Consider the following 26,849-nt stretch of genomic DNA (forward strand, 5'->3'; position numbering starts at 1 on the left):
TGCGGGAGTCAGCTTTGCAGGAGCCGTTCGGCCAGCTCGCGGTAGTCCCGCAGCGCCAGTCGGAGCTGCTCGGTGTCGGGGTGCGTGGCCGGGGACCCCGACTTCTCGCCCCGCTCGCCGTCCTGCCAGGACATGCGCAGGGTGCGACGGCGCCGGGTGAGTGCCTCCGTGAAGCGGCCTGCGATCTCCTCGACCACGTGGTCGGCCTCCTCGACGGCGTCCCGGGGCCCGTCGACGAACCCGGAGACGGCCTGCCGGAGCCGGAGCTCCAGCTTGTCGCACTCCTCGTGCGGGAGGAGCCGGGTGGTGGTCGCGGCGGGCGTGGTGGAGGTGGTGCCGGTGCGGTGGGCGGTGCCGGAGGTGCTGGGGCGGCCCTTGTCGGAGGTGCTGTGGAGGTCGGAGGCGACGCCCTCGCGATCCGTCTCCTGTCCCTTCTCCTGTCCCATCACCCGTCCTGTCGTACGGTCTTCGCGCAGTCCGGCCGCTCCGCCGCCCGCGAGGTCGCCGGCGCCCCGAACGGGCTCACGCTCGGCCGCCTCCGGCGTCTGGGTCGTCCCGGTCGTCTCCGGCGGGATCGGTGTGACCGAGCGCCGCTTCGTCCTGTCCTCGGCGCCGGCGCCGGTCGTCGCGTCCGTCATGTCGCTCAACTCCCCTTTGCGTGGTGCCGGTTGAAGGCCCACGGCAGATGGCTGCCGCTGCCGCTGGCGTCGTTGCGGGCGGTCTCCTTGCGCATGGCGGGCTTCGCGGAGTCCTCGCGGGTCGGCTTCATGAGGTCGTCGAAGAGGGCCCGGGCCTCGACCAGCGACTCGCGCATCTCCTCGGTGTCGGCGCGGTCGCCGTCCTGCCCGCCCGCACCCGCGCTGACGACGCGGTGGACGCGCCGGTAGCCGTGGACGTGGTGGGCGTGGTGGACGGAGAGCGCGGCGAGCTGTTCGTCGTAGCGGTCGCCTTCGGGGAAGCCCCGGACGGCGGCGAGTTCCGCGAGGAGCCGGTCCGCCTCGCCGACGGCTTCACGCGGCGCGTCCACGAAGCGCTCCTGTACGGCCGTCCAGCGAGCCTCGAACTGCTCGCGCCGGCCGGGCTCCAACGGCTGCTCGCGCAGCGACCCGTGCCGCTCCACGCGCTCCGTGAGCTCCCGCTCGGTGGCCTTCGCGTCCCCGTCGTGCCGGGCCAGGGTCCGGTCGTACTCGGGTCCGAAGCGCCGCTTCAGGTCCCGGCCGCCGCGCGGGCCCCGGGAACGCATGGTCAGGACGGCCGCGACAACGACCACGGCCGCCACGATCACGATCAGAGCAATGATCATGCCTGTGGACATGGGTGCCTTCCGTTGTGTCGGCCCCGTCGGGCCGGTTCCCCGGTCGGGTTGCCCGGAAGGCACCCCTCAAACGGCGTCGGCGCGGCGCTCAGGGCGCGATTCGTTCGGGTGGTGTGTCGATTCGGCGGCGGTCCGATCGACGTAGGGGTGAAGGCATCACGAACAGGCACCGCGCGGGTGCTACGGCTGAGGAGGTTGTCATGAGTGAGGTCATCGCACGGCTGGCCATGTCGCTCGACGGGTACATCGCGGGACCCGAGTCGGGGCGCGAGCATCCGCTCGGCATCGGCGGGGAGCGGCTGCACTCGTGGGTGTACGGGCTGCGGACGTTCCGCGAGATGCAGGGGATGAAGGGTGGGACGACGGGCCCGGACGACGACCTGATCGCCGAGCACATCGTGCGGCCCGGCGCGGTCGTGATGGGCCACGGCATGTTCGTCACCGGGGAGATCCCCTGGGGCGAAGAGCCGCCGTTCCACGCGCCGGTGTACGTCGTCACCCACCACGCCCGCGAGTCCGTCGTGAAGAAGGGCGGCACCACCTACCACTTCGTCACCGAGGGCCCGGAGCGCGCGCTGGAGCTGGCGCGGGAGGCGGCCGACGGGAAGGACGTGTCACTGGCGGGCGGGGCGGACCTCGTGCAGCAGTTCATCCGGAACGGCCGGCTGGACGAACTGCTGCTGCACGTGGTGCCGGTACTGGCGTGCGGCGGGCGACGGTTGTTCGACAACCTCGGCGACCAGCACATCGAGTGGGAGAAGACGCAGGTACTGGACTCCGCGGGGGTCACGCACATCCGGTTGCGCTCCCCGCACACCGTGTCCGCAGAGTGAGCGGATGACCTGGACGATCACCCCGGAGCCCTACAACCCCCCCGTCGCGGCCGCCCTCTGGCGGGGGTACTGCACCGGTCTCTCGACACCGGCTAAGGCGCCCCCGTAGGCGAACGGCCCAACGGAGGAGTCCCGTTGTGCGGCTGTTCCCGGTCCGAGCCGCACAGTTCGTCGTTGAGCCGGCCGACCAGCTGGGCGAGGTCCGTCGGCCGGTCGGGGCCCCACCAGTCGCCGAGCAGTTCCGCCAGGGACTGCTCGCGGGCCTGCGCGAGCCGTTCGGCGACCTCGCGGCCCTCGTCGGTGAGGACGAGGTCGAGTCCCTCACGGGTGGCCAGGCGCTGTTCCTCGATCTGGCGGCCCGCGGCGATGATGACCCGCAGCGGCACAGAACTGCGCTCGGCGAGCACGCCCGGCTCGGCCCAGCCGTACTTCTTGATCCGCAGCAGCAGCCAGCTCGACGCGGGCAACAGGTCGTAGCCCGCCCGTTCGGTGATCTCCCGGTAGATCTCGCGCCGGCCCTCGCGGGTGCCCAGCACGGACAGTGCGCGGCACACCTCGTCGTACGAGGACCGTTCGACCGGATTGCTGGCGAGCGTCTCGGTGACGTCGGGCGCGGTGACGGAGCCGCGCAGCTTGTCCTCCTTGAGGAACCAGGCAAGTACGAAGCCGACCAGGGCGACGGGGGCGGCGTACAGGAAGACATCGGTGATGGACGCCGCGTACGCGTGCAGGGCGGGCGGGCGCAGGTCGGGCGGCAGGGAGCCGATGCCGCGTGGGTCGGATTCGAGGGAGTTCGCCGAGACGCCGGCCGGGAGCCGGGTGCCCTGGAAGGCGTCGGTCAGCTTGTCGCCGAGGCGGCTCGCGAAGACCGTGCCGAAGATGGCGACGCCGAAGGAGGCGCCGATCGAGCGGAAGAAGGTCGCGCCGGAGGTGGCGACGCCGAGATCCTCGTACGAGACCGCGTTCTGCACGATGAGGACCAGCACCTGCATGACCAGGCCGAGGCCGAGGCCGAAGACGAAGAAGTCCACGCTCATCGCGGCCGTGGAACTGTTCTCGTCGAGCCGGTGCAGCAGGAGCAGGCCGAGGGCGGTGACTCCGGTGCCCGCGATCGGGAACACCTTCCAGCGGCCGGTACGGCTGACGATCTGCCCGGAGGTGGTGGACGAGAGCAGCATGCCGAAGACCATCGGCAGCATGTGCACCCCGGACATGGTGGGCGTCACGCCCTGCACGACCTGGAGGAACGTCGGCAGATAGGTCATCGCGCCGAACATGGCGAAGCCGACGATGAAGCTGATGATCGCGGACAGGGTGAAGGTGCGGATGCGGAACAGCTTGAGGGGGAGGACGGGTTCGGCCGCCCTCCGCTCCACGGCCACGAACGCCACGACCAGTACGACGCCCAGGACGATCAGCCCGACGATCTGCGCCGAACCCCAGCCCCAGGTGGTGCCGCCCAGGGAGGCGACCAGGATCAGGCAGGTGGCGACCGAGGCGATGAGGAACGTGCCGAGGTAGTCGATGACGTGCGGTGTGGCCTTGCGGGGGATGTGCAGGGCGCTCGCGATCACGGCGAGGGCGACGACGCCGACGGGCAGGTTGATGTAGAAGACCCAGCGCCAGCTGAGGTGCTGGGTGAACAGTCCGCCGAGCAGCGGGCCGAGGACGCTCGTCGCGCCGAAGACGGCTCCGAACAGCCCCTGGTACCGGCCGCGTTCACGGGGTGAGACGACGTCCCCGACGATCGCCATCGACAGCACGATCAACCCGCCGCCGCCCAGGCCCTGCACCGCCCGGAAGGCGATGAGCTGGGGCATGTTCTGCGCCATTCCGCAGAGCGCCGAGCCGATGAGGAAGATCACGATCGCGATCTGGAACAGTCGCTTCCGCCCGTACTGGTCGCCGAGCTTGCCCCACAGCGGGGTCGCCGCGGTCGAGGCCAGCAGATACGCGGTGACCACCCAGGACAGGTGCTCCAGGCCGCCCAGGTCGCTGACGATGGTGGGCAGCGCGGTCGACACGATGGTCTGGTCGAGGGCGGCGAGCAGCAGCCCGAGGAGCAGCGCGCCGATCGAGACGAGGACGTTACCGGACACGTGTTCCTGGGCGGCGCTGCCCCGCTTCGGGGGCTTCGCGGGTGGCTGTGCGTCTCGCACATTCCCCGTCATACCGTGCGCATCCCCGGCCATGAAGACCTCCCGAGGCTCTCGTTACAGGTCCATGGTGATCGCTGTGACCGGTTATGGCCTGTTGAGTCCTGTTGGAAGCCGATATTCCGGGGGCTGGGGCAACGGCCCGAAGATGATCTGGATAACCTCTGGAGTTCGCGAGGGGAGCGTGAAGGGAGGGACGAACGCGTGACAGACCCGAAAGGTCACCAGTGCCCGGAGTGCGGAGCGCCCAGAGGGGCGGACAACACCCCGTCCTGCGGCTGCACTCGACGGGCGTCCGACGACCTGCGCGATGCCCGTACGGCCGAACAGGCGGCGGCGGAGGACTTCGATCCGCTGCGCATTCGGCCGTATGTCGAACTGGAGGGCGATTACGGGGCGGCCGAGCACCCGGCGACTCCGCCCGCACCGACTCCGCCCGCCCCGGCTTCGGCGGCGGCGGCCGAGGCCGAGGCGACGATGCCGTTGCGCGCCGTGAGCCCCGAGGCGCCTAGCGCCGCCGATCTGCGCCTGTTCGAGCAGACGCCCGCGGAGGGCGGCCGGTACGACGAGGCGGTGAAGCCGCGGGGCAGACGCCGTACGGTGCTACTCGGCGTGGGCGGGGCCGTGGTCGCCGTCGTGGCGGCGGCGGGGCTGGCGAGCGGGATGTTCTCGTACGAGAAGCCGTCGCGGGAAAGCGCACTGCCCGACGACGTACGCGCGAGCGTGCCGGAGGGGTCGACGGGCCCCGCGTCCGCGGCCGCGTCCCGGACCGGGGCCGCTCCTTCGCTACGGCCGTCCGCGCCGCCGGTACCGCCCGTCAGCGCGAGCCCGTCACCCTCGGCGTCCCCATCGGCGACGAGCGCCTCACCGAGCCCGTCCCGGTCGGCCGAGCCGACCCAGAGCGCGCCGACGGCCGGCGCGACCGCCACCGCCACGATCGGGGCGTCCGACAGACGCCAGCCCTCCGCCCCCCGTCCTGCGCCTCGGCTCCCAGGGCTCCGAGGTCGTCGAACTCGAACGACGGCTGACCCAGCTCGGCCTCTACACGGGCAAGGCGAGCGGCCGCTACGACGAGGGCGTCGAGGACGCGGTCAAGCGGTACCAGTGGGCGCGCGGGATCCAGGAGGACGAGCTGGGGGTGTACGGGGCGGCGACGCGGGCGCGGCTGGAGTCGGAGACATCAGAACCGTGACGCTGCGCTTGCCTGGCCGGGGGTGGGTTGTGGGGCCGCGGCTTGCCGGGCTCCACCCGGCGTGGGTGCGGGCCTTCCTGGGGGCTGCCGCCCCCGGACCCCCGCGTCGGCCCTGAACGGGCCTCGTCCTCAAACGCCGGACGGGCCGAGATGCACCGACCGGCGCCTTGGAACCGCAGCTCGCCGGGCACCACCGGACGGGCTGAAGTGCACCGGTCCCCGGGGCTCCGTCAGCGCACGTACAGCCGAAGAGTGCCGTCCGCCGTGGCCTCCACCCGGACGCGTGTCAGGTCCGGCACCACCACGTCCGGCTCATGGAAGTCGGCCCGTGCGCCGACGCCGACGACGCGCATCCCTGCCGCGCGTCCGGCCTGGATTCCGGCCGCGGAATCCTCGAAGACGATGCAGTCGGCGGGGTCGATGCCCAGTTCGGCGGCGCCCTTGAGGAATCCCTCGGGGTCCGGCTTGCTGGCACCGACCGACTCGGCGGTCACGCGCACGGCGGGAAGGTCCAGGCCGGCGGCGGCCATACGGGCCGTGGAGAGCGCCACGTCGGCCGAGGTCACCAGGGCGTGCGGGACGCCGCGCAGGGAGGCGAGGAACTCGGGCGCGCCGGGGATCGCGACGACGCCGTCCATGTCGGCGGTCTCCTCGGCGAGCATGCGCGCGTTGTCGGCGTGGTTGTGCTCCATGGGGCGGTCAGGCAGCAGCAGCGCCATGGAGGCGTAGCCCTGGCGCCCGTGCACCACCTTCATGACCTCGGCCGCGTCCAGCCCGTGCCGCTCGGACCAGCGCCGCCAGCAGCGCTCGACGACGGCGTCGGAGTTCACGAGGGTGCCGTCCATGTCCAGCAGGAGGGCGCGGGCGGTGAGGACGGTGGGCACGGTGGTGACCGTCATCGGCAGCTCCAAGGCGCGGAGGAAGGAGCGGGGCGCAGGGTAGGGCCCCACAGGAACAAGGCGGCCCCGCCCGCCGGTCAGGGGAAACGGGCGGGAGCCACTTTGTTTCTCCACGGTACAAAATAGCCGGGGCATCCGCCACCGCTTTCGGCAACAGTTCACCGGACGTTCAGCACGAGCGGGCTCAGCCGGCCACCGCCTCCCAGAGGCTCCACACGCCGAGCGCCACCATCAGGAGGGCCGCGATCTTGGTGATGAGGGACAACGGGACGCGCTTCATCAGGGCTTTTCCGCCGACGATGCCGAGTCCGGCCACCGCCCACAGCGCCAGCACCGCGCCGAGGCCGACGGAGAGCGGGTCGTCATAGCGGGCCGCGAGGTTGGCCGTCATGATCTGCGTCAGGTCTCCGAACTCGGCGACCAGGATGAGCGTGAACCCGGCACCGGCGACCTTCCAGAAGGACTGGTTCTCCGGCTTGCGGATCTCCTCGTCGCCCTCGTCCTTCTTCATCAGCAGCACCGCGGCACCGCCCAGGAAGAGGACTCCCGTCACCGCGTGCACGATCCGCTGCGGCAGCAGGGTCAGCACGCTGCCCGCCGCGACGGCCAGCGCGACATGGAGGGCGAAGGCCGCGGCGACGCCCGCGAAGACGTACGAGGCGCGGTAGCGGGTGCCGAGGACGAGCCCGGCGAGCGCGGTCTTGTCCGGCAGTTCGGCCAGGAAGACGACGCCGAAGACAAGCGCCGTGACGGTGATGCTGATCAAGGTTCCTCAATCGGTCGGGACTGCCCCACCGAGAGTGCTGTGACTGCGATACGAGACACCTCGGTACGGCAGCACACACATGTGCACTGCTTACCGAAGGTCTCGCTGGCCGACCTCGTGACCGAGGTCTGCCTCCGGGCGCCGGCTCAGACGAGCTGAGCAGTATGTCGACGGTCCGGCGAAGAGCTACTCCCCTTCTGCGCCGTCCATGGTACGCGACCGGCCCACGACCGAAAGTCCGGCCATAAACCTTGTTGTGTCATGCGCACGTCACTAGCTTCTAACCGTACGCACACCCTCCCGCAACACGGCGCCGCGAGCATTCCCTCGCTCGCTCCAACGCCCCCACACCCCAAGGGAGTTCGCATGCCGAAGTTCTACGCGCGTCGACAGCTGAGCATACTCGCGGCCCTCACCGGACTCATAGCCTCGGTCGGGCTCTTCAACGGTCCGACCGCCTCCGCCGCCCTCCCCACCCCGGTCAGCGCGGCCACCGCCCGCACCTACCTCGCCTCCCTCACCGTGGCGACCGAGGACCGCACCGGCTACCAGCGCTCCCTGTTCCCCACCTGGATCACCATCAGCGGCACCTGCAACACCCGCGAGTACGTCCTCAAGCGCGACGGCTCCAACGTCGTGACCAACTCCGCCTGCACCGCCACCAGCGGCAGCTGGTACTCGGTCTACGACGGCGCCACCTGGACCGCCGCCTCCGACCTCGACATCGACCACCTCGTCCCGCTCGCCGAGGCCTGGGACTCCGGGGCCAGCAAGTGGACCACCGCCCAGCGCCAGGCCTTCGCCAACGACGTGACCCGTCCGCAGCTCATCGCCGTCACGGACAACGTGAACCAGCAGAAGAGCGACCAGGACCCCGCCGAGTGGATGCCCCCGCTCAGCTCGTACGCCTGCACCTACGTCCGCGCCTGGGTTCAGGTGAAGTACTACTACGACCTCTCCGTCGACTCGGCGGAGAAGAGCAAGCTCAGCTCGGTCCTCAGCGGTTGCTGATCCGGCTGCTGATCCGGCGGATTCCGTGAAGGAACCTCCCCGCCGACCTCCGTCGTTCCGTACCGTACGGGGCGACGGAGGAGGGCGATCAGGTGTCCGGACTGCGGCTGGGACCATTGCTGAGGTTTGCCGACGGGGAGTCCGCGACCGTCTGGGTCGAGACGAGCCGCCCGTGCACCGCCGAGGTGCGCTGTGCGGACGGCGCCCGTGGTGAGTCCCGCACGTTCCAGGTGGCGGGCCACCACTATGCGCTGGTGCCGGTCACCGGGCTGACGCCGGGCACGACGACGCCGTACGAGGTGTTCCTGGACGGCGCACGGGTGTGGCCGCTACCGGACGCGCCCTTCTCGTCGTTTCCGCCCTCCGTCATCCGGACCTCACTGGGGGGCGACGAGCTGCACGTCTCGTTCGGCTCCTGCCGCTGGGCCACCCCGGCCGCGGACGAGCGGGACCCGGTCGGCCCCGACGCCCTGGACACCCTCGCCGCACGCATGGCGGCCGACCCGGACGGCGAACGGCCGGACGTGCTGCTGCTGTTGGGCGACCAGGTGTACGCCGACGAGACCTCCGAGGCGACCCGCCGCTGGCTGTCCGCCCGACGCGACCTGAGCGACCCGCCGGGCAACGAGGTCGCGGACTACGAGGAGTACACGCGCCTGTATTACGAGTCGTGGCTCGACCCGGAGGTGCGCTGGCTGCTGTCCACCGTGCCGAGCTGCATGATCTTCGACGATCACGACGTCATCGACGACTGGAACACCTCCGCCGCCTGGCTGGAGGACATGCGGGCCACCCCCTGGTGGCGCGAACGGCTGCTCAGCGGCCTGATGTCGTACTGGGTGCACCAGCACCTGGGCAACCTGTCGCCCGCGGAACTCGCCGTCGACCCGCTGTACGCGGCCGTGCGCGAGGCCCCCGACGGCACCGACGACCTGCGCGCCTTCGCCGCCAAGGCCGACGTCGACCCGGCCGCCGTGCGCTGGAGCTACCGGCGCGACTTCGGCCGCGTACGCCTGCTGATGGTGGACTCGCGCGCGGCCCGTGTTCTCGAAGAGGACAAGCGCTCGATGCTCGACCCCGGTGAGGCCGAGTGGCTGCGCGAACAGGCCCTCCAGGAACGGGACTCGTACGACCACCTCCTCATCGGCACCTCCCTGCCCTGGCTGCTGCCGCACCTGGTGCACGACGCCGAGGCGTGGAACGCGGCCCTGTGCCGGGGAGAGCGCGGGGCGCGCTGGGCGCGGTTCGGGGAGGACCTGCGGCGCAAGGCCGACCTGGAGCACTGGGCCGCCTTCCCGACGTCCTTCGCCGCGCTGGCCGATCTGATCGCCGAGGTCGGTTCGGGGCCGGAGGCACCCGCAACGATCCTGGTCCTGTCGGGAGACGTGCATCACGCGTACGTGGCCGAGCCGACATGGGTCTCGGGCGTCGCGCCGGACGCCCGCGTCCTGCAGCTGACCTGCTCGCCCGTCCACAACTCCGTGCCCCTGTACATACGCCTCGGCTTCCGGTTCGGCTGGAGCGCGACGGCTCGGGCGCTGGGCCGCCGCTTCCTGCGCCACGGCCGCTGCTCCCGGCCTCCGGTCGACTGGCGCAAAAAGGGCGGCCCCTGGTTCGGCAACCAGCTCATGACGCTGACGGTGCGGGGCCGTTGGGCGCGGCTGCGGCTGGAGCAGGCCCGGCCGAACGAGGTGCTGAAGACCGTGGAGGAGTCCGTCCTCACCCCGCATGAGTGACGGAGCGGCACAGGAATGCAGACGCCGTAATCCCTGAAATCTCGTCAAATCCAGGCGTATTCAAGGCAGTTCGTGTTCGGTGTGCCCCTTGGGGGGCGCACCCCGGCTGACGGCGGCGCGCACCCGACCAGGAGTGAATTCGGACACACTTTCGGTCGCGGAAGTGGTGGCGAGAGCTCTCCTACGTGCGGCTGCGGGCGAAACGTAGCCGAAAGCGGAACCCGACCGGTGGCCGAATGTTGAACTTGCAAGCATCAATAACGTGAACCTAACGTGAAGTATCCGCTCGGCCCGTCCCCCAGGCCGGTCTTCCCCGGACCGGCCTGGCCGGTCTTCCCCGGACCGGCCCGACCGAAGGAGATACCCCCCATGTCCGCTCGCCTCAACAACGCCCAGCCGTATGCCCTGGGCCTGTTCCGCATCGTCGTCGGCCTGCTCTTCGCCTGCCACGGCGCCGCCTCCCTCTTCGGCGTCCTCGGCGGCGCGGTCGGCACGAACGGCGGCACCGTCGAGAGCGGTGTCTGGCCGTTCTGGTACGCGGCCGTCATCCAGCTGGTCGGCGGCGTCTTCGTCCTGCTCGGCCTGGGCACGCGTGCCGCCGCGTTCATAGCCTCCGGCTCGATGGCGTACGCCTACTTCAAGATGCACCAGCCGAACGCCCTGTGGCCGATGCAGAACGGCGGAGAGGCCTCCGCGATGTTCTGCTGGGCGATGCTGCTGCTCGTCTTCACCGGCTCGGGCGCCTTCGGCCTGGACCGGCTGTTCGCGAAGCGCTCGACGAGCCAGAGAAGGCCGGCCGCGGACCAGACGCCGGTCGCTGCCTGATCCACTGATCCGATGCGCGAAGGGCCTTCCCCCGCCGGCGGGGGAAGGCCCTTCGCGTTTCGTACGCGGCCGGTGGCCAAATCCGTTGCCGGGCAGGTGAACGTCCTGTGCCGGTCGCACGCGCCCCCCGTGAACCTCCTGTCACACCCCGGGCGTACGCTGTAAGGCTGTTAAGGCCGCTCTTGCCGCTCCCTCGCGACGTCGCGGCGCGCGGTCTGGCCACGGGGGAGTCACGGGGAGTTCGCGGTGCTGGAGAGTGTGGGGTCGCTGACCGGCAGCCCTTGGATCTACGCCATGGTGGCGCTGTCGGTCCTGCTTGACGTGTTCGTGCCGGTTCTGCCGAGCGGGGTACTGGTGATCACCGCCGCCACGGCGGCGGCCGCGGGCTCGGCGACCGGCCACGTGCCGCACGCGGTCCCCGACATCCTGTCCCTGACGCTCTGCGCGGCCACCGCCTCCGTCCTCGGCGACCTCGTGGCGTACCGCCTGGCCTGGCGCGGCGGTGAACGTCTGGACCGCGCCATCGCCCGCTCGCGCCGGCTGACCACCGCGCAGGAACGTCTCGGCGCGGCGCTGGCCCGCGGCGGCGGGGCCCTGGTGATCCTCGCAAGGTTCGCCCCGGCCGGCCGCTCGGTGGTCTCCCTCGGCGCGGGCGCCGCCCACCGCCGCGCCCGCGACTTCCTCCCCTGGTCCGCCCTGGCGGGGCTGGCCTGGGCGACGTACAGCGTGGCGCTGGGGTACTACGGCGGGCAGTGGCTGGGTACGACGTGGCTGGCCACGGCGGTGTCGGTGCTGGCGCTGTTCGGGGCGGGAGCCGGGGCGGCGTACGTGATGCGACGACCGGCCAAGGCGTCCTAGGTGTATTGACCCGCAGGGTTGTTGACGCGGCTGATGGGTTGCTGGCCCAGAGGGGGTGCGCCGCACGACGCCCGGCACGCTCCCCCACTGCCTTAAGGGCGTGGGAGGTGCCCCCACTCGCCGCACCGCCGAAAGCCCGAGTACGCCCGGTACGAGGGTTCCGGGCTGCACGCGTCCTGGGCGGACGCGTCCCGCGGACTGCTAGGCGGCGGGCGCCTTCTGGCCCCGTACCTCAAGGCCGGCCAGCAGCTCGGCCGTGGCCTCGGTGACGGCGTCGACGGCCTGGTCGAAGACCTCCTGGTTGTGTGCGGCGGGCGCCCGGAAGCCGGACACCTTCCGTACGAACTGCAGGGCCGCGGCCCTGATCTCTTCCTCCGTCGCCTCTTCGGGCAACGCGGGCGGGCGAAGTGTCTTGATGCTTCGGCACATGAGACCAGTCTCACCCATGTCTCACCCATGTCCGCGGCGCCTGACATGATCCGTTCCGAGGCGGCCACCGGTACGGGGCCGACCGACGAAGGGAACAACAGAATCATGGCGAACGAACTCACTGTCGCGGTCCTCGGCCCCGGCGGCACGGGCGGCCTGCTCGCGGGGCTGCTGTCCCGCGCCGGCCACCGCGTGATCTGCCTGTCCGGCGAGGAGACGGCCAAGACGCTGCGCGCGGACGGGATCCGTGTCCGCAGCGGCCTGTTCGGCGACTTCACGGCCCGCGTCGAGGCGGACACCGTGCTGCGCGAACCGGTCGGCGCGTGCCTGGTCGCGGTCAAGCACACCGCTCTGGACGCCGCCCTGGACCGCGTCCCGCCCACGGCCCTGGGCGACGGCCTCCTCGTACCGCTCCTGAACGGCGTCGAGCACCCGGCCGCCCTGCGCGCCCGCTACCGTCCCGGCCTGGTCGCCCCGGCGGTCATCCGCGTCGAGTCGACCCGGGTCGCGCCGGGCGTGATCGAACACGGCAGCCCGTTCGCCGAGATCGACCTGACCGGCGAAGAGGTGGACCGGGCACGGCTCGACGCGCTCGCGCGTGCCCTTTCCGCCGCCGGCCCGGCGACCCGCGTCCTCGACGACGAGACGGCCGCGCTGTGGGCGAAGATGTCGTTCCTGGCGCCGTTCGCCCTGCTCACCACCAGGTACGGGCTCCCGCTCGGCGAGATACGCACCCGGCACCGGGACGAACTGACGGCCCTGGTCGAGGAGACGGCCGCGGTCAGTCGCGCGAGCGGCGGCCCGTCGGACCCGGCCCAGGCACTGGCCCGCTACGACGCCTTCCCGCCCCCGACCAGGTCGTCGATGCAGCGCGACGCCGAGGCGGGCCGGCCCCTCGAACTGGACGCGATCGGCGGCGCGTTGCTGCGCGCGGCCGAGCGGCACGGGGTGAGTGCGCCGGTGGCGGCACGGCTGGTACGGGAGTTGAGGGACGCCGGGCACTGACTCCCGCGCGCCCCGCCCACTCGTTCGCATGAACCCCGGGAAGGAACTCGCATCCCAAATTCGAACAGGCGTAGCATTGTGCTGTGGCTACGACCTATGACTTTCCGAGTGACCTCCTCGCTGGTCAGGAGGAGCTGCATCAGGTCCGGGCCGAGCTGTCGGCCCTGTTCAGGCGGCTCCCCTGGTCCGTGGAGCCCGTGGACGGCTTCAGCGACGCGGGCGGCTGGCGCAAGGTGGAGCGCCCCGCCTCCCCCGGCTGGACGGCCGACGAGCAGGCCGAGGTCGAAAAGCTCCGACAGCGCGAGCACGAGCTCGCCGTCTTCGTCAGCACCCATCGCTTCTGGGCGGAGGTCACGGCCGGCGAGCGGGTGGAGGCGCGCACCAGGCTGAAGCACGCGCGCGAGGCGTGAGACGTGGGGAGTGAGGGATGCGGGAAGGCCCCGGCCATGAGTGGCCGGGGCCTTCCTGTCGGTGTGGGCGCGGACGGTTTCGAACCGCCGACATCCTGCTTGTAAGGCAGGCGCTCTACCCCTGAGCTACGCACCCGAGACGAGTCGACAGCCTACCTTGCCCGAGCCGGTGCCCCGCAAACCCGTATCGGGGGCGGGCCGGTGCGGGGGTTTTCCCCACCCCGCATCCGGGAGTGGCCCGGATCCCCCTGTGGCTTCCCGCTCCGTACCGTCGAAGAGCTTTCACCATCCGTCTCAGGGGGAGATCGTCATGGCCCGTTCCGTCACCGCCCGCGCAGCCCTCGCCGCCGGGGCCATCGTGGTTCTCGTCGGGGCCGCGACCGCCTGCGGCGCTTCAGCGGGGGACGACAAGGATCCCGATCACCGGTCGTTCGCGCTGAAGGGGCACACCCTCACGGTCGACTCCGACGACTCGGCGCTGGAGATCGTCGCCGCGGACCACAACCCGCAGGGGAAGGTCGAGGTCACGCGGTGGTTCCAGGGGAAGGTCGCCATCGGGAAGGACCCCAGGGTGAGCTGGTCGATGAAGGACGACCGGCTGACGCTGCGGATGAGGTGCTCCGGTGTCGTCGCCGACTGCTCGGCCAAGCACCGCATCGAGGTGCCGCGCGGGGTCACCGTGAAGGTCGAGGACGGGGACGGCAGCGTGCGGGCGCGCGGGTTCGAGGACCCCCTGAGCATTCGTACGGGCGACGGGTCCGTGCATGTCAGCGACACCACCGGCCCGCTGACGCTGCACACCGGCGACGGGTCCGTGCACGCCGACGTCTCCTCGCGACGGGTACGCACCGAGACCGGTGACGGCTCCGTGCACCTCGAACTCGGCGCCGTACCCGACCTGGTGGACTCCCGCAGCGGCGACGGCTCCGTGACCATCGCGCTGCCCAGGTCCACGTACCGGGTGACGACCACGTCGGACGACGGCTCGGTGCACGTGTCCGTGCCCCGTTCCGACTCCAGCTCGCACGTGGTGTCCGCGCGCACCGGTGACGGCAAAGTCACTCTCAAGACCGCGAACTAACCGGCCCGTGTGTTCGTCCTTAACCGGTGGGAGAATGAAACGAGGCACCGGCCAGGACGGATGACAGCACGGGAGAGGGATGTGACGGCGACACCTTCGAAGCCGTACTCGCCGTTGGTGCCGCGCGCACACCGTCAGGCGCTCAAGGACACCCTCACGCTGCTCGCCGTGCCGCTCGTCGTCGCGCTCGCGCTGCCCGCCGCGTTCGCCGGCGGCGGCACCCGGCGCTGGTTCGGCGGGCGGGCCGAGAGCCAGCGGGCCGAGGCGCAGGCCGCGAAGGACGCCGCGGCGGCCGCGTTCTACGAGCTGGACACCGCCCAGCGCGACCTGCGGATCTCGATCGAGACGATCACGGCCGTCGACGACTCCCCGGCCGCGCGGCGCGCGATCTCCGACTTCGACGCGCTGGGGCGGCGCATCGACGAGGCCAGCAGTCGCTACATCGAAGCGGTCGACGCGCACGACCTCGACCGTGACGACCTGGAGGCCTCGGTCGCGGCACACGCGCGCACCGAGCTCACCCGGGCCAAGGACGAGCTGGCCAACGTCAAGCGGGAGCTGGACCGTTTCTCGGACGGCCTCGGGCCGCTGCTCGGCAAGGCGGAGACGCAGCTGGCCCGCCTGGCGCCCGCGGTGGAGCGTGCCCGGCAGGGGCTGCTGGCCGCGTCGAACGCCCTCGACGCCGTACGGGGAACAGGGCTGAAGGCGGACGACCTCGCCGCGCGTCTCGCCCGCCTCGCCCCCGAGCTGACGAAGCTCAATCAGGGCGCCGGGCAGCACGGGGTGCCGGAGACGCTGGAGCGGGCCGAGCGCCTGGCGCGGGAGGCCGAGGCGGTCCGCGCGGAGGCCGAGCGGCTGCCGGAGAAGGCCGCCGAGATCGATCACCGGCTGGTCTCGCTGCGCACCCGCGCGCAGGCGCTCACCACGCGCGCCGGGCAGGTGGAACCGGTGCTGAGCGAGCTGCGACGGCGGTTCGTGGCGGCGTGCTGGCAGGACCTGCAGCACGTACCGGACCAGGCCGGGGAGAACGTCCGGCAGGCCGAGCTGAAGCTGAAGGAGGCGCAGGCGGCGCGGGACAACCAGCGCTGGCCGGACGCCACCTCGCTGCTGTCGACGGTACGGGCCCTGCTGAACACGACCGACGAGTCCGTGTCGGCCGCGCGGGACAGACTGCAGCGGCTCAACGCCGTACAGAAGGATCCGCAGCAGGAGATCGACCGCACGCGCTTCGCGATCCGGGATGCCCAGCGGCTGGCGATGACGGGCCGGGCCACGCCGGACCCGCGGCACGCCCGCCCGCTGGACGACTCGGTGGCCCGGCTGGACCGGGCGGTCGCCGCGCTGGAAGGCCGTCACCCCGACTACTGGCACTTCCTCACGGAGACCGAGGCGGTACGGCAGACGGTGGCGAGGGTCGTCGCGCAGATCCGGGAAGCGCGCGGTTCCGCGACGCACTGAAGGGGCGCGGAGCGGTAGCGATATCGATCTGCGGCTCCGCCACGCGGGCGCGACCGGCCCCGGTGGCGCCGCAGACGAAGGCGGCGCCACCGAGCGGAGTGCCTAGCTCCGGTAGGCGTAGTAGGCCGAGTTCGGATACGACGCGAGCAGGCTCGACAGCGACCGCCGGTAGGTGTCGGTGTCGTGGTACGTCAGGTACGGCACCCCGCTGGAACTCCGGTAGGTGGTCATCATCGAGTGGTCCTTCGACCCGTCCTTGTCGAAGTCCATCTGCAGCAGGTCACCGACGTCCATCTGATACGCGTTCGCCAGCGCGGTCGTCCGCTTCGCGGTCTGCGTGAACCACGACCACTCGTTGACGCCGATCCAGGTGTCCGACTCGCCCGACGTCTTCGAGTACCAGGTGCCGTAGTCCTCGCGGGAGCTGGTGGCCTGCTTCCAGCCGCCGGCGAACAGGGACTGGCTGACGAAGTTGGTGCAGTCCCCGCCGGCGCTGTTGTAGCGCCGGTAGGCGGTGTTGTAGTTCTTCCAGTACTTCTCGGCGTACGCCGCCATCGCCGCGTACTTGTACGTGGTTCCGGTGCCGAGGTTCTTGGGCTTCGCGGGGGCGGGGTAGGTGGTGGCCGCCCGGGGCGCGTCGATGACGGCGCCCGGGCGGACGGTGGGCGCGGCCGTCGCCGGGGCGGGTGCGTTGACCGGGCGGGGGCCCTTGTCGGTGAGCCGTTCGCGGGTGAGCTGCCAGGTGCCGTCCGGGCCCGCGGTGAAGGTGAGCCGGTGGTGGGCGGTGAAGCCCGTGGTGGCGGGTTCGTCGCCGCGCACCTTCGCGTACGTCAGTGTGGTGCTCTCGGTGACCTGGACCGTGGCCGTGCGGCCCCGCAGGCGGGTGCTGTCGACGGTGACCTTGGTGTCGGCGCCGGTGTAGGCCTCGCCGAGCGCGGCGAGCCGGGAGCGGGTGCCCCGCAGGGACGTCACTGCGCCGGCCTCGGCCCTGGCCGCCGTGGCCGCCAGCCGCACACCGCCGGTCGCCTTCAGCGCCGCAGCTGCCTTCGGGGCCCCTTCGAGAAGGGCGGCCGTACGGTCGGTGAGGACGGCGTCCGCGAGACGGCCGAAGGCGTCGGTCGTCGCCGCGGTCACGGGCGGCGCGGGTGTTCCCGCGGTGGGGGCGCCGCCGGCCGCGTGGGCGGCGGACAGGGGAAGCAGGGCCGCGGAGAGGGACATCGCGGCCACGATCGTGCAACGGCCGCTGTTCGTACGGGACTTGCTGGGTCTCACTGAGGTGTCTCCTTGTGGTGGGGGGTGGTTCAGTGCGCGATCGTCGACCAGTCGGGCGCCTGCGCGGGGTCCAGGCCCCGCAGGCGCGCCAGGGTCTCCGGCTGCTGCACGTCCAGCCAGTCGGCCAGCTCCTTGAAGGACACGCACTTGACGCCCTTCTTCGTGCAGACGTTCTTGACGACCTGGTCGACGGCCTTCATGTAGATGCCGCCGTTCCAGCCCTCGAAGTGATTGCCGATGAACAGCGGGGCACGGCTGCCGTAGTACACGCGGTCGAAGCCGGCCAGGTAGGAGTCGACGGTCTGCCGCTGCCACCGGGTGTAGTCGGCGGGGTTGCCGTCGATCTCGCCCTTGGACTGGTTGGCGAGGAAGTTGAAGTCCATCGACAGGCCCTGGTACTTGCCCTGCTCGTAGGGGAGCAGCTGCAGCGGGAAGTTCCAGACGCCGTTCTTCCGGGCGGGCCAGATCTGGAAGTCGCCCGTGGACGAGGCGTCGTAGCGCCAGCCGTAGCTCCTGACGGCCTTGAGCAGGTTCTTCTGGCCCTCCAGACAGGGGGCGCGGCCGCCGGTGACCTCTTTGCGGAAGTCGAAGGGCAGGGCGGGTACGTCGGTGTAGCCGGTGTTGGTCTTCCAGTTCTCCACGAACGCATAGAACTGGTCGATCTCGCTCTTCCACTCGGCGACGCTCCAGTCGCCGCCGCCCTTCTTTCCACAGAAGTGGCCGTTGAAGTGGGAGCCGATCTCGTTGCCGTCCTCGTACGCCAGGCGCAGCTGCTCCAGCGTGGTGCGGATGTGGTCGCCGGTGGCGTAGTCGATGGCGGCGGTGCCGACCGGGTGGCGGGGCGGGTGGTAGAGCTTCGCCCTGCTCTTGGGCAGGAGGTAGATGCCGGTGAGGAAGAACGTCATATGGGCGTCGTACTTCTTCGCCAACTCCCGGTAGTGGGAGAAGAGTTGGTCGCTGCCCTCCAGTGCGCCGTCCCAGGAGAAGACGACGAACTGGGGTGGCTTCTCACCGGGTTTGAGCGGCTTCGGCTTCAACTCGCCTTTCTTCGGGCCGGTGTAGGAGGTCGAGCCGTCGCCGAGGATCTCGGTCTTGCCGTTCCAGGCGGGTTCCGTGCTGGTCCTGGCGGTCGAGGTCCTGGGGGTCTTGTTCGCGGAGGCGGCGGGGGCGGTGTGGTCCGGGCGGGTCAGGACCAGGAATGCGGCGACCACCGAGGCCACCACGAGGAAGGCGGTCAGGGTGCGGACTTCCGGGCGGGCGGGGCGGCGGGCGGCGGCTCTGCGGCGCCGGCCGCTGGGCGGCTTCATATGAGGCATGCGGTGCTCACGAGGCATGCGGTGCTCATTCTGCGAGGGGGGTGGGGGGTGGTGCGGGTCTCGGGGGTCAGCCGAGGCCCATGGCGTCCGCCCAGACGTCGTAGGGGACGCCGTCGGCGGAGTCACCGGCCAGGCCCTGGAGCGGCAGTGGCTCCAGGGATGTGGCCAGGTCCATGCGGTAGACGACGACCGCGGTCGACACGGACACGGCGGTGCCCGCGTACCAGGCCGCGGTGTCGTCCTCGGTGGTGCCGGACTTCCCGGCCGCCTTCGGGGTGGAGACGGTGGGGTGGGCGGCGTTAAGGGAGTCCGTCAGTGCCTGGGAGACCTCTTCGGCGACCTGGGCGCCGATCGCCCGGTGCGCGGTGGGGGTGCGCAGCCGGACCGTCGCGCCGTTGCGGGTGATCCGGCGCACCGAGTACGGCTCGGTGTGCTTGCCGTCCGCGGCGAAGGTGGCATAGGCGCCGGCCATCCGGATCGCGCTGGGGGTGGAGTTGCCCAGGGACAGCGCGGGAACCTGCGGGCCGATGCTGGAGGCGAGCAGCCCGGCCGCCTCGGCGGTCTCACGCACCCTGTTCAGGCCGGTGTCCATGCCGAGTTGGATGAACGGCGTGTTCACGGACTGCGCGAGGGCCTTGCCGAGGGGGATGCGCCCGTAGGACTTCCGGCCGTGGTTGTGACCGACGACCTGCTTGCCGGCGCGGTCCCAGTACGGGCCTTCGGGGGTGGTGACGGTGACGCCGTCGTTGCCGTCGTAGAGCGTCTGCGGGGTGACCGGTGTCGCGGGCTCACCGCGTGTCCTGCGGACGCCGTGCTCCAGCCCGGCGGCGTAGACGAACGGCAGGAACGCCGAACCGGCCTGCACAGTGGTCGCGTTGGACTCGTTGTAGCCCTGCGTACGGTGGTCGGGTCCGCCGTACACGGCGAGGATCCGGCCGTCGGTGGCGACGGAGGCCGCGCCGTAGTGCGCGGTCAGCGCGGCCTCGGGCTCGTCCTCGCGCGCGCTTCGGCGGGCCCCTGCGACGGCGTCGGTGAGCGCGGCCTCCCGCCGGCGGTCGAAGGTCGTGTAGATCTGGTAGCCGCCGAGGTCGAACTGCTTGGCCGAGATGTGTGCGGCCTTCTTGGCGTACTGCTGCGCCAGCTCGACCAGGTAGTCGCTCTGCTTCCCGGTGTCGTGGTCGCGGGCGGACCCGAGCGGCTCGGGGAACGTCCTGTACGAGGACCGCTCGGCCGGCGACAGCCTGCCGATCTTGACCATCCGGTCGAGGATCCAGGACCAACGCTCCACGGCACGCCGGTGGTTGGCCTTGGAGAGCGTCGGGTCGTACAGCCCGGCCCCCTTCAACAGCGAGGCGAGGAAGGCCGCCTGACCGGCGTTCAGGTGAGTGACGTCCTTGCCGTAGTAGGCCTGGGCGGCGCGCTGGATGCCGTACGTGCCGCGACCGAACCAGCTGGTGTTGAGGTAGCCCTCCAGGATCTGGTCCTTGCTCATCCTGTTGTCGAGCTTGAGGGCGATCATCGCCTCGGTGAACTTGCGGCTGACCGTCTGATTCTGCGTCAGATACACGTTCTTGACGTACTGCTGGGTGATCGTCGAGCCGCCCTCGGTGTCCCCCTCGCCGACGGTGCGCCACAGCGCGCGGGTCAGGCCCCTGATGGAGATACCGGGGTCGGAGTAGAAGTTCTCGTTCTCCGCCGCGAGCACCGCCCAGCGGACGTCCTCGGGAATGTCCTTCAGCGGCATGGCCTGCCGCCGCACCCAGCCGGTGCGGGCGAGGGGGGTGCCGTCGGACCAGAAGTAGACGTTGTCCTGCTGGGTGGCGTAGCTGTTCAGGTTCGGTGGTATGTCGGTGACCGCGTAGGCGACGCCCAGGAACAGGCCGGACAGTCCGACGGAGGTCAGTGCGGCGCCGAACACCTGACGTAAGGAAGGGATCCAGCGGCGCGCGCCGGTACGGCAGGGGCGCGGGTAGGCAGGGCGGATGCGGCGTAACGCCACCCACAAGGACCGCTTCGGTACCGCCCGTCGGCGGCGCGGCCGGCGGTGGTCAGTCGCCCGGCCTCTTCGCTGCGCTGTCCCGGTCACGTGCGAAAACTACCAACGATCTTCGCATCTTCTACACACGCGAATCCAACAGGAACGATCACATACCGATCAGTAAGGAACATGGCGACCTTGAGAGATTGGTCACACTCGCGGCCGCGTGGTCCCGTTAACCTGGTCGCATGCCTCGCTACGAATTCCGCTGCCGGACCTGCGGCGACACGTTCGAACTGAGCCGGCCGATGGCTCAGTCCTCCGACCCCGCCGACTGCCCCGCCGGGCATGCGGACACCGTGAAGCTTCTGTCGACGGTGGCGGTGGGCGGGAAGACGTCCGCCCCCGCCGCGGCACCGGCGAGCAGTGGCGGCGGGGGCGGTTGCTGTGGTGGCGGCTGCTGCGGCTGACGGCTACTGAGCCGCCCCGGCCGCCTTCAGGAACTCCCGGAGGATGCGCTCCCCCGCCAGGATCCCCCGTTCCGGCAGCGCCACGATCTCCGGGGCCGTCCAGTCGGCGTCCGCCAGTTCGCCATGGCCCGGGCGCCAGCCCTTGTCCGCCGCCAGCAGCAGGTCGGCGTCCAGCAGGGAGTCGCCCGCGGCCAGCGTCAGGGTCGCGCCCGTGCGCCGGGCGACCTCGTGCATCGCCGCGCTCTTGGTGAGCGGCTTCGGGACGGCGTAGAGCTTGCGGCCCTGCAGCGACACGGTCCAGCCGCGGTTCTCCGCCCACACCGCGAGCTCCTTCACCCAGTCCTCGGGCAGCAGTTCGCGCTCGACGACGAGATAGGCGAAGAGGTCCTCGGCGACCCGGTGCTTGCGCACCCACGCCGGATCCGCCGTCTGCAGCAGGTGCTCCCGCACCTCGTCCAGCGGCGCGCACTGCTCGGCCAGCCGTCCCGTCACACGCGCGTGCCAGTCGAGGTCGGAGACACCGTCCACCATCAGATGGCCGCCGTTGGCGCAGATCGCGTACTTCGGCGGCGGGCCCGGCAGGTTGATGCGCTGGTACTGCTTGCGCGTGCGGGTCGTCGTCGGCACGAACACCGCCGCGTCACCGAGGTCGGTCAGCAGCCCGGCCGCCGTCTCCGTCATGAACGACAGCGGCCTGGCCTCGTGCACCTCGACGCAGAGCAGCCGGGGCGCCCGCGCGTCCGGCATGGTCAGCGCGAGGGCCGCGGCGGAGTAGATGAGCGTACGGTCGAGGTCGCTCGCCACCAGCACCGGCATCAGACCGACACCGCCCGGCCGTCGGCACCGGTCGCGCCCCGCGTGAACCTGGGATGGATCAACCCCACGCAGGTGTACGGCAGTTCGTCGACCTCTTCCACGGGTACGCCTCTCTGTCCGGCCAACAGCCTCACATGGTCCAGGTCGGCGCCCGCCCCGGCCCGCGCCAGGATCTTCCACGGCACCCGGCGCAGCAGCACGCGCGTGGTCTCCCCGACGCCCGGCTTGACGAGGTTCACGTCGTGGATGCCGTACTCCTCACTGATCCGCTCGACGGCCGCCCAGCCCTCCCAGGTCGGCTCGCGATCGCCGGCCAGCAGCTCCTTGGCCTGTGCGTCGGCGGCGTCCGCGACGTCCGGGAAGCGGGCGGCGACGGCGTCCAGGAAGGCCACCGAGACGTCGGCGCCGGCGAGTTCGCGATAGAACTTGGCGCCGTGGAACTCGTGCGAGCCGACGAGGTCCGCACGCAGGACCGTCCGCGAGATCAGGCCCGAGACGGTCGAGTTGAGGCAGGCCGAGGGGATGAGGAAGTCCTCCCGGGTGCCGTACGTCCGCACGCACGAGCCCGGGTCGGCCAGCACCGCGATCTCCGGGTCGAAGCCGGTGATCCCGTCGGACAGCTCGAACTCCCGTATCGCGTCGGCGAGTTCGCGGGTGATGGCGCCCTTGCCGGTCCAGCCGTCGACGAACACCACGTCGGACGGGTCGTGGTGGGCGGCCAGCCAGCGCAGCGCGTTGGCGTCGATGCCTCGGCCGCGGACGATGGAGACCGCGTAGTGGGGCAGTTCGAGCCCGTGCCGGAACTGGGCCCAGCGCCGCATCAGCACACCGATGGGCGTACCGGCACGGGCCAGCGAGACAAGCACCGGCCGCGGCGACCGCTCGGCGAGCACGATCTCCGTCACCGCGCCGACCGCCAGCGCGAGCCGCGCCGTGGACTCCCGCAGCGCCGCGTGGAACAGCTCCTGGTACTGCTCGCTCGGCTGGTACTCGACCGGCAGCGACTCGGCGTAGTGCGCGCCACCGCTCTGGATGGCCTCCTCGCGCTCCTCGGTCGGCGCCTCCAGCGTCACGTCCGAGAGGTCCTGGAGCAGCCAGCCGACCTCTTCCGGCGCGTACGAGGAGAAGGCGGGGCCGCGAAGGGGCTCGGGCAGCATGGCGGGCCTTTCGGGGACGTACGAGGGCACGACCGCGAGGGCGACGTGCGGGGTGTGCGCGGCCAACTGGGCCAACAGGCCGTCCGGCGCGTGCAGTTCGGGGGTGTCGGCGGCGGAGTCGACCACGGCGACCACGGCGTCGAAGCCCGCGCCGGCGACGTTGTAGGCGTACCGCGGGCCGGGGCCGTCGGCCGGGTCGTCGTGGGCGGGGAAGACGATACGGCTGCGTATCGCGTACCCGGGGTCGTCGACCGCGAGCACCGGCGAGCGGGTGGTCGTGGAGTACCGCACCTCGGCGCCGACGACCTGCTCCAGCTCACGGGCGAGCCTGAGCGGGGCGTACATCAGCTCCTCGAACCCGAGCACGAGGACGCTGCGCGCGGCGGGGGGCAGTGCTTCGGCGAGGCGGGCTGCCATGGCGGGGAGGGCGCCTTCGAGGCGGGTGCGGTGCTGCGGGGTGAAGCCGTGGCGACCGCCGTCGGGGAGGCCGCGGGGCCAGCGCAGCTGTATGCGGGTGGGTATGGGGTGGTTGCGGCTGTCTTCCGGGTGCGGGCCGGTGGGGGTTGATCGCGCAGTTCCCCGCGCCCCCAGGTGGGTGGACTCGCCGCCGGCTTCGACGTCAACGCCCTTGCCCTTCAGCGGCGCGGGCAACTGCCCGCCCGGCCACAACGGCACCACAGACGACACACCACCCGCCGCCGCACTCTCGGCCTCATCACCGGCCACATCATCAACACCCTTGCCCTTCAGGGGCGCGGGGAACTGCGCGACCGGCCACGACGGTGCCGCAGACGACACACCACCCGCCGCCGCACCCCCGGCCTCATCACCGGCCACATCATCAACACCCTTGCCCTTCAGGGGCGCGGGGAACTGCGCGACCGGCCACGACGGTGCCGCGGACGACGAACCACCACCCGCCGCACTCTCGGCCTCGTACCGAGCCACCAGTTCCTGCCCCTTCTCCAGCACCCCCTCGGGCAGCCGAACCGTCCCCGAAGCGGCCGTCACGAGATCCACCCGGGCCCCGATCTCGCGCGCGAACTCCTCCAGCCGCCCGGCGTCCGCGGAAGATCGCATGTCGACCAGCGCCACCACCACATACCGCCGCCGCGGATACCGCTCATGAAGATCGCGGACGGTGTTCAACACCGTGTTCCCCGTCGAGAACTCGTCGTCGACCAGGACCAACGGCCCGTCCCCGGCCAGCAGCGCCGGATCCTCCGGCAGCAGCAGATGGGACGTGGCGTGGGAGTGGGACTCCTCGAAACCGCCCGCCGCCGCGACGCCCGCGACCGGGCGGCGGGTCGAATGGATGTACGGGGCAAGGCCCACGCCGTCCGCGACCGAGTGGCCAAGACCCGTCGCCGTCTCCGCGTAACCGAGGACGACCGCGGCGCCCGCCTCCTCGGCACCCAGAAGATCCCGCACCCGGCGCCCGAGCGCGAACCCGTAGCCGTACACGACGGACGGCGACTGCGGTACGTGCTTGCCGAGCACGTTGGACACGAGCAGATGCGCCCGCTTGGGGTTGCGGCGCAGGGCCAGCCCCAGCAGGTCGGTCAGCTCGTCGTCGCCCGTGAGTTCGAGACCGAGCCGCTCGGCGACCCAGGTCCCGGACCAGACCGGGTTGTTCACTGCGTTGTTCATGCGTCCCTAGATGGTGAAGTGGGTTCAGCCGGGGATTCCGGCGGCGAGCAGGTCCACGAAGCTGACGTCCTCGCGTGCGACGCCGAACACCTCGGCCCGCAGCATGGTCCGCTCGGCCCACGCACGGTGCGGCTTCACCTCGTTCATCTTGTTGGTGTACGCCGACCTCAGCACACCCCCGCCGCCGCGCTCGGGCCGCAGGATGTCCGCGGCGTCACCGAACTCTTCGTGACTGACCACGGACAGCGCGTGCACGGGCAGTACGTGGGAGGGGTGGATACAGGTCTTGCCCAGCAGGCCGTTGGCCTGGTCCAGGGAGATCTCCCGCAGCAGCCCGTCCATCGCGTGCTCAATCAGTTTCTCGCGCAGCTCGACGGCCTGCCCCTCCAGGAAGGGGCTGGTGCGCAGCATCGGCTTGAACATGCGCTCCGGCACCCGGAAGTACTCCCACACGGGCCCGGTCACCGTGAATCCGGTGCCGTCGGCCCGCCCGAGCATGTTCACCACGTCGGAGATCACGGAGGCGACGACATGGACGTCGTACGCCGTCATGTCGGGGGCCCGGCGCAGCCCGTACGAGGAGCAGAAGTCGGTCACGCCCAGGCGCAGCGCGAGCACGCGGTCGCGGTACTTGTCGACGGCGCGGGCGATGCCCTCCAGGCTCTCCACCCGCGACTCGCGGTAGAGCAGCTCGGGCGACTCCAGCACCGGCATCGCGAACAGCCGCCGCCCGCTCGCGGCCTCGGCGCTCGAGAGGGCCTCCAGGAAGGGAATGCCGCGCTCCTCGGTGAACTTGGGAAGCACGAATCCGGACAGCAACCGGACCGTCACCCCGAGCCGCTCCACCAGGTCGGGAATCTGCTCGGGCGTACGGACCCGGATGAAGAGCAGCGGGAGGCCGGCTCCGGTCCGCGCGTCCAGGTCGGCGAACTGACGGACGAGGTTCTCCTCCCCCTCCGGCACGTCCGCGTCGTCGATCGAGTCCTCCAGGCACAGCACCATCGAGACAACGCCCAGCCCCGCCTGCTTGACGATGTCGTCGGCGAGCCGCGGCCGGGTGGCCGGGCTGTAGAGCGTGGCGCCCAGGGCCACGGAGAGCAGCCGGGCCGGAGAGTCCGTGGTGAACTCACACGGCTCCTGGTGGAAGAGGTGCTGCCGCACCTCCGGGGCGATGTGCCCGAAATGACGCATAGGACTCCCCCGTGGCGCAACGTCATGCTCTGGATTCGGTAATAGGTGGCCGGTAATAGTACGTAGAGATCCATGCCAAGGGTTCCCACTGGGCATGAATTTCTGGTAACTCGGCCATGTCGACGGCGATTCGACACGGCTGCGGGTCGTGTACCCCGCGTTGTCGTGATCAGAACCGAGAGGGCAGGATGACCGCATGACGCACGCGATGCTGAAGGGGTCGAACGTCCCGCTCGAGGCCGCCACGGTGCGCGCCGTGCTGCGCTGGACGCCCGGGCAGGGGGTCCCGGATGTCGACGTCTCGGCGCTGCTCCTCGGCCTCGACGGCCGGGTGCGCTCCGACGAGGACTTCGTCTTCTACAACCAGCCCCGGCACCCCTCCGGCAAGGCCAGGTGGCTCGGCAAGAAGCGCGTCGCCGACGGCCTCACCGACACGATCCAGACAGATCTGGCCGGAGTCGAGGCCGGCGTCAGCCGGATTCTCCTGGTCGCATCGGCGGAGGACGTCACCTTCGACCGCGTACAGGGCCTGCGCATCCTGCTGTACGACGCCGCCGTCACCGGCGGCGAGCCGCTGATCCACTTCGACATCAAGCCGCAGACGGGCCGGGAGACGGCCCTGATCTGCGGCGAGCTGTACCGCCGGGGCGAGGTCTGGAAGTTCCGCGCCCTGGGCGAGGGCTACTCGAACGGCCTGAAGGGCCTGGCCACGGAGTTCGGCATCTCGGTGGACGAATCGGAGGCCGCGGCCGAGCTCGGGCAGGCGCAGTCGGCCGCCACGGTCCTCGCACCCGAGGTCTCCCAGCCGCTCCCGCCCGAGCAGCCGACCGCGGTCCCCGTGCAGCCGGCGTACGGCTACCCCCAGCAACCTCCGGCCACGCAGCCCGCCTACGGCTACCCCCAGCCCGCCGCGGCGGCCGCCGCGGGCACCCAGTCCGGCTACGGCTACCCGCCCGCGGTGACGTCCGCCCCGGACCCGGACTTCCGGCTCCCGCCCCAGGGACCCCAGTTCATCCGGCCGTAGG

Annotated in this window: 25 protein-coding genes and 1 tRNA gene; 12 read left to right on the top strand and 14 right to left on the bottom strand. The window is 71.2% G+C overall.

The annotated features are described in order from the left end of the window. Positions 1-8 precede the first annotated feature (8 nt). Positions 9-638: a hypothetical protein gene (locus tag OG870_RS14065; RefSeq protein WP_266584988.1), complete on the bottom strand. Its 630-nt coding sequence runs from the start codon at positions 636-638 to the stop codon at positions 9-11. Positions 639-643: 5 nt separating this feature from the next. Next, on the bottom strand, positions 644-1,315 hold the full coding sequence (locus tag OG870_RS14070) for a hypothetical protein (protein WP_266584987.1): 672 nt from the start codon (positions 1,313-1,315) through the stop codon (positions 644-646). 200 nt (positions 1,316-1,515) lie between these two features. Between OG870_RS14070 and OG870_RS14075 the strand changes: the two genes are divergently transcribed. Then, complete coding sequence (locus tag OG870_RS14075; RefSeq protein WP_327690935.1) at positions 1,516-2,148, top strand: dihydrofolate reductase family protein; 633 nt, start codon at positions 1,516-1,518, stop codon at positions 2,146-2,148. A 92-nt stretch (positions 2,149-2,240) separates the two neighbouring features. Here OG870_RS14075 and OG870_RS14080 read toward each other — a convergent pair whose 3' ends face one another. Beyond that, entirely contained in the window at positions 2,241-4,340 is a 2,100-nt protein-coding gene (locus OG870_RS14080) for an MDR family MFS transporter (RefSeq protein ID WP_327690936.1), read from the bottom strand. Positions 4,341-4,693: 353 nt separating this feature from the next. Next, the gene (locus OG870_RS14085) at positions 4,694-5,233 is read right to left on the bottom strand and encodes a hypothetical protein (RefSeq protein ID WP_327690937.1); all 540 of its coding nucleotides are present in this window, start codon (positions 5,231-5,233) and stop codon (positions 4,694-4,696) included. A gap of 95 nt (positions 5,234-5,328) precedes the next feature. Between OG870_RS14085 and OG870_RS14090 the strand changes: the two genes are divergently transcribed. Then, positions 5,329-5,496, top strand: coding sequence for a peptidoglycan-binding domain-containing protein (locus OG870_RS14090; RefSeq protein ID WP_327692304.1), 168 nt, complete (start codon positions 5,329-5,331; stop codon positions 5,494-5,496). A gap of 230 nt (positions 5,497-5,726) precedes the next feature. Here the strand turns inward: OG870_RS14090 and OG870_RS14095 are convergent, their stop codons facing one another. Continuing rightward, positions 5,727-6,395 (bottom strand): HAD family hydrolase, encoded by a 669-nt coding sequence (locus tag OG870_RS14095; protein ID WP_266513538.1) that lies wholly within the window; start codon positions 6,393-6,395, stop codon positions 5,727-5,729. A gap of 184 nt (positions 6,396-6,579) precedes the next feature. Next, entirely contained in the window at positions 6,580-7,161 is a 582-nt protein-coding gene (locus OG870_RS14100) for a TMEM165/GDT1 family protein (protein ID WP_266923949.1), read from the bottom strand. A gap of 366 nt (positions 7,162-7,527) precedes the next feature. Here OG870_RS14100 and OG870_RS14105 point away from each other — a divergent pair, with 366 nt between their 5' ends. The 4 genes from OG870_RS14105 (at position 7,528) to OG870_RS14120 (ending at position 11,591) form a co-directional block, all read left to right on the top strand. Then, positions 7,528-8,172 (top strand): HNH endonuclease family protein, encoded by a 645-nt coding sequence (locus OG870_RS14105; protein ID WP_266513543.1) that lies wholly within the window; start codon positions 7,528-7,530, stop codon positions 8,170-8,172. 92 nt (positions 8,173-8,264) lie between these two features. Beyond that, positions 8,265-9,908: an alkaline phosphatase D family protein gene (locus OG870_RS14110; protein WP_266584979.1), complete on the top strand. Its 1,644-nt coding sequence runs from the start codon at positions 8,265-8,267 to the stop codon at positions 9,906-9,908. Between the two features lie 369 nt (positions 9,909-10,277). Then, positions 10,278-10,733, top strand: coding sequence for a DoxX family protein (locus OG870_RS14115; RefSeq protein WP_266513548.1), 456 nt, complete (start codon positions 10,278-10,280; stop codon positions 10,731-10,733). 246 nt (positions 10,734-10,979) lie between these two features. Next, positions 10,980-11,591, top strand: coding sequence for a DedA family protein (locus OG870_RS14120; RefSeq protein WP_266513550.1), 612 nt, complete (start codon positions 10,980-10,982; stop codon positions 11,589-11,591). 201 nt (positions 11,592-11,792) lie between these two features. Here the strand turns inward: OG870_RS14120 and OG870_RS14125 are convergent, their stop codons facing one another. Continuing rightward, positions 11,793-12,020 (bottom strand): DUF2277 domain-containing protein, encoded by a 228-nt coding sequence (locus tag OG870_RS14125; protein WP_266513554.1) that lies wholly within the window; start codon positions 12,018-12,020, stop codon positions 11,793-11,795. Between the two features lie 105 nt (positions 12,021-12,125). Between OG870_RS14125 and OG870_RS14130 the strand changes: the two genes are divergently transcribed. Both OG870_RS14130 and OG870_RS14135 read left to right on the top strand, forming a co-directional pair. Next, complete coding sequence (locus OG870_RS14130; protein WP_327690938.1) at positions 12,126-13,025, top strand: ketopantoate reductase family protein; 900 nt, start codon at positions 12,126-12,128, stop codon at positions 13,023-13,025. Between the two features lie 83 nt (positions 13,026-13,108). Next, positions 13,109-13,435: a hypothetical protein gene (locus OG870_RS14135; protein ID WP_266513559.1), complete on the top strand. Its 327-nt coding sequence runs from the start codon at positions 13,109-13,111 to the stop codon at positions 13,433-13,435. A gap of 64 nt (positions 13,436-13,499) precedes the next feature. On the opposite strand, the gene OG870_RS14140 is transcribed toward OG870_RS14135, so the two are convergent. Then, positions 13,500-13,571, bottom strand: a tRNA-Val gene (locus tag OG870_RS14140). Positions 13,572-13,745: 174 nt separating this feature from the next. Between OG870_RS14140 and OG870_RS14145 the strand changes: the two genes are divergently transcribed. Both OG870_RS14145 and OG870_RS14150 read left to right on the top strand, forming a co-directional pair. Next, on the top strand, positions 13,746-14,516 hold the full coding sequence (locus OG870_RS14145) for a DUF4097 family beta strand repeat-containing protein (protein ID WP_327690939.1): 771 nt from the start codon (positions 13,746-13,748) through the stop codon (positions 14,514-14,516). 81 nt (positions 14,517-14,597) lie between these two features. Then, positions 14,598-15,974 carry a hypothetical protein gene (locus OG870_RS14150; protein WP_266513564.1) on the top strand — a complete coding sequence of 459 codons (1,377 nt, stop codon included), beginning with the start codon at positions 14,598-14,600 and terminating at the stop codon, positions 15,972-15,974. Positions 15,975-16,076: 102 nt separating this feature from the next. Here OG870_RS14150 and OG870_RS14155 read toward each other — a convergent pair whose 3' ends face one another. The 3 genes from OG870_RS14155 to OG870_RS14165 form a co-directional block, all read right to left on the bottom strand. Then, a complete protein-coding gene (locus OG870_RS14155; RefSeq protein WP_327692306.1) occupies positions 16,077-17,192 on the bottom strand; it encodes an amidase domain-containing protein in 1,116 nt (371 codons plus the stop codon). A gap of 83 nt (positions 17,193-17,275) precedes the next feature. Next, entirely contained in the window at positions 17,276-18,553 is a 1,278-nt protein-coding gene (locus tag OG870_RS14160; RefSeq protein WP_266588452.1) for a hypothetical protein, read from the bottom strand. Between the two features lie 76 nt (positions 18,554-18,629). Next, complete coding sequence (locus OG870_RS14165; RefSeq protein WP_443063428.1) at positions 18,630-20,648, bottom strand: transglycosylase domain-containing protein; 2,019 nt, start codon at positions 20,646-20,648, stop codon at positions 18,630-18,632. A 140-nt stretch (positions 20,649-20,788) separates the two neighbouring features. Here OG870_RS14165 and OG870_RS14170 point away from each other — a divergent pair, with 140 nt between their 5' ends. Further along, the gene (locus OG870_RS14170; RefSeq protein ID WP_266840602.1) at positions 20,789-21,010 is read left to right on the top strand and encodes an FmdB family zinc ribbon protein; all 222 of its coding nucleotides are present in this window, start codon (positions 20,789-20,791) and stop codon (positions 21,008-21,010) included. Positions 21,011-21,013: 3 nt separating this feature from the next. Here the strand turns inward: OG870_RS14170 and OG870_RS14175 are convergent, their stop codons facing one another. From OG870_RS14175 to OG870_RS14185, 3 genes are read right to left on the bottom strand one after another with little or no spacing between them, the layout of a single operon-like run. Beyond that, a complete protein-coding gene (locus OG870_RS14175) occupies positions 21,014-21,826 on the bottom strand; it encodes an HAD family hydrolase (protein WP_266513572.1) in 813 nt (270 codons plus the stop codon). Further along, on the bottom strand, positions 21,826-24,633 hold the full coding sequence (locus tag OG870_RS14180; RefSeq protein WP_266840600.1) for a phosphoribosyltransferase: 2,808 nt from the start codon (positions 24,631-24,633) through the stop codon (positions 21,826-21,828). Before OG870_RS14180 ends, OG870_RS14175 begins: the two co-directional genes overlap by 1 nt. Positions 24,634-24,657: 24 nt before the next feature. Continuing rightward, positions 24,658-25,824 carry an HpcH/HpaI aldolase/citrate lyase family protein gene (locus OG870_RS14185; RefSeq protein ID WP_266513577.1) on the bottom strand — a complete coding sequence of 389 codons (1,167 nt, stop codon included), beginning with the start codon at positions 25,822-25,824 and terminating at the stop codon, positions 24,658-24,660. Between the two features lie 196 nt (positions 25,825-26,020). Between OG870_RS14185 and OG870_RS14190 the strand changes: the two genes are divergently transcribed. Continuing rightward, a complete protein-coding gene (locus OG870_RS14190) occupies positions 26,021-26,848 on the top strand; it encodes a TerD family protein (RefSeq protein WP_266840598.1) in 828 nt (275 codons plus the stop codon). The last annotated feature ends 1 nt before the right edge of the window (position 26,849 follow it).

Source organism: Streptomyces sp. NBC_00461 (assembly GCF_036013935.1).
Lineage (GTDB): Bacteria > Actinomycetota > Actinomycetes > Streptomycetales > Streptomycetaceae > Streptomyces.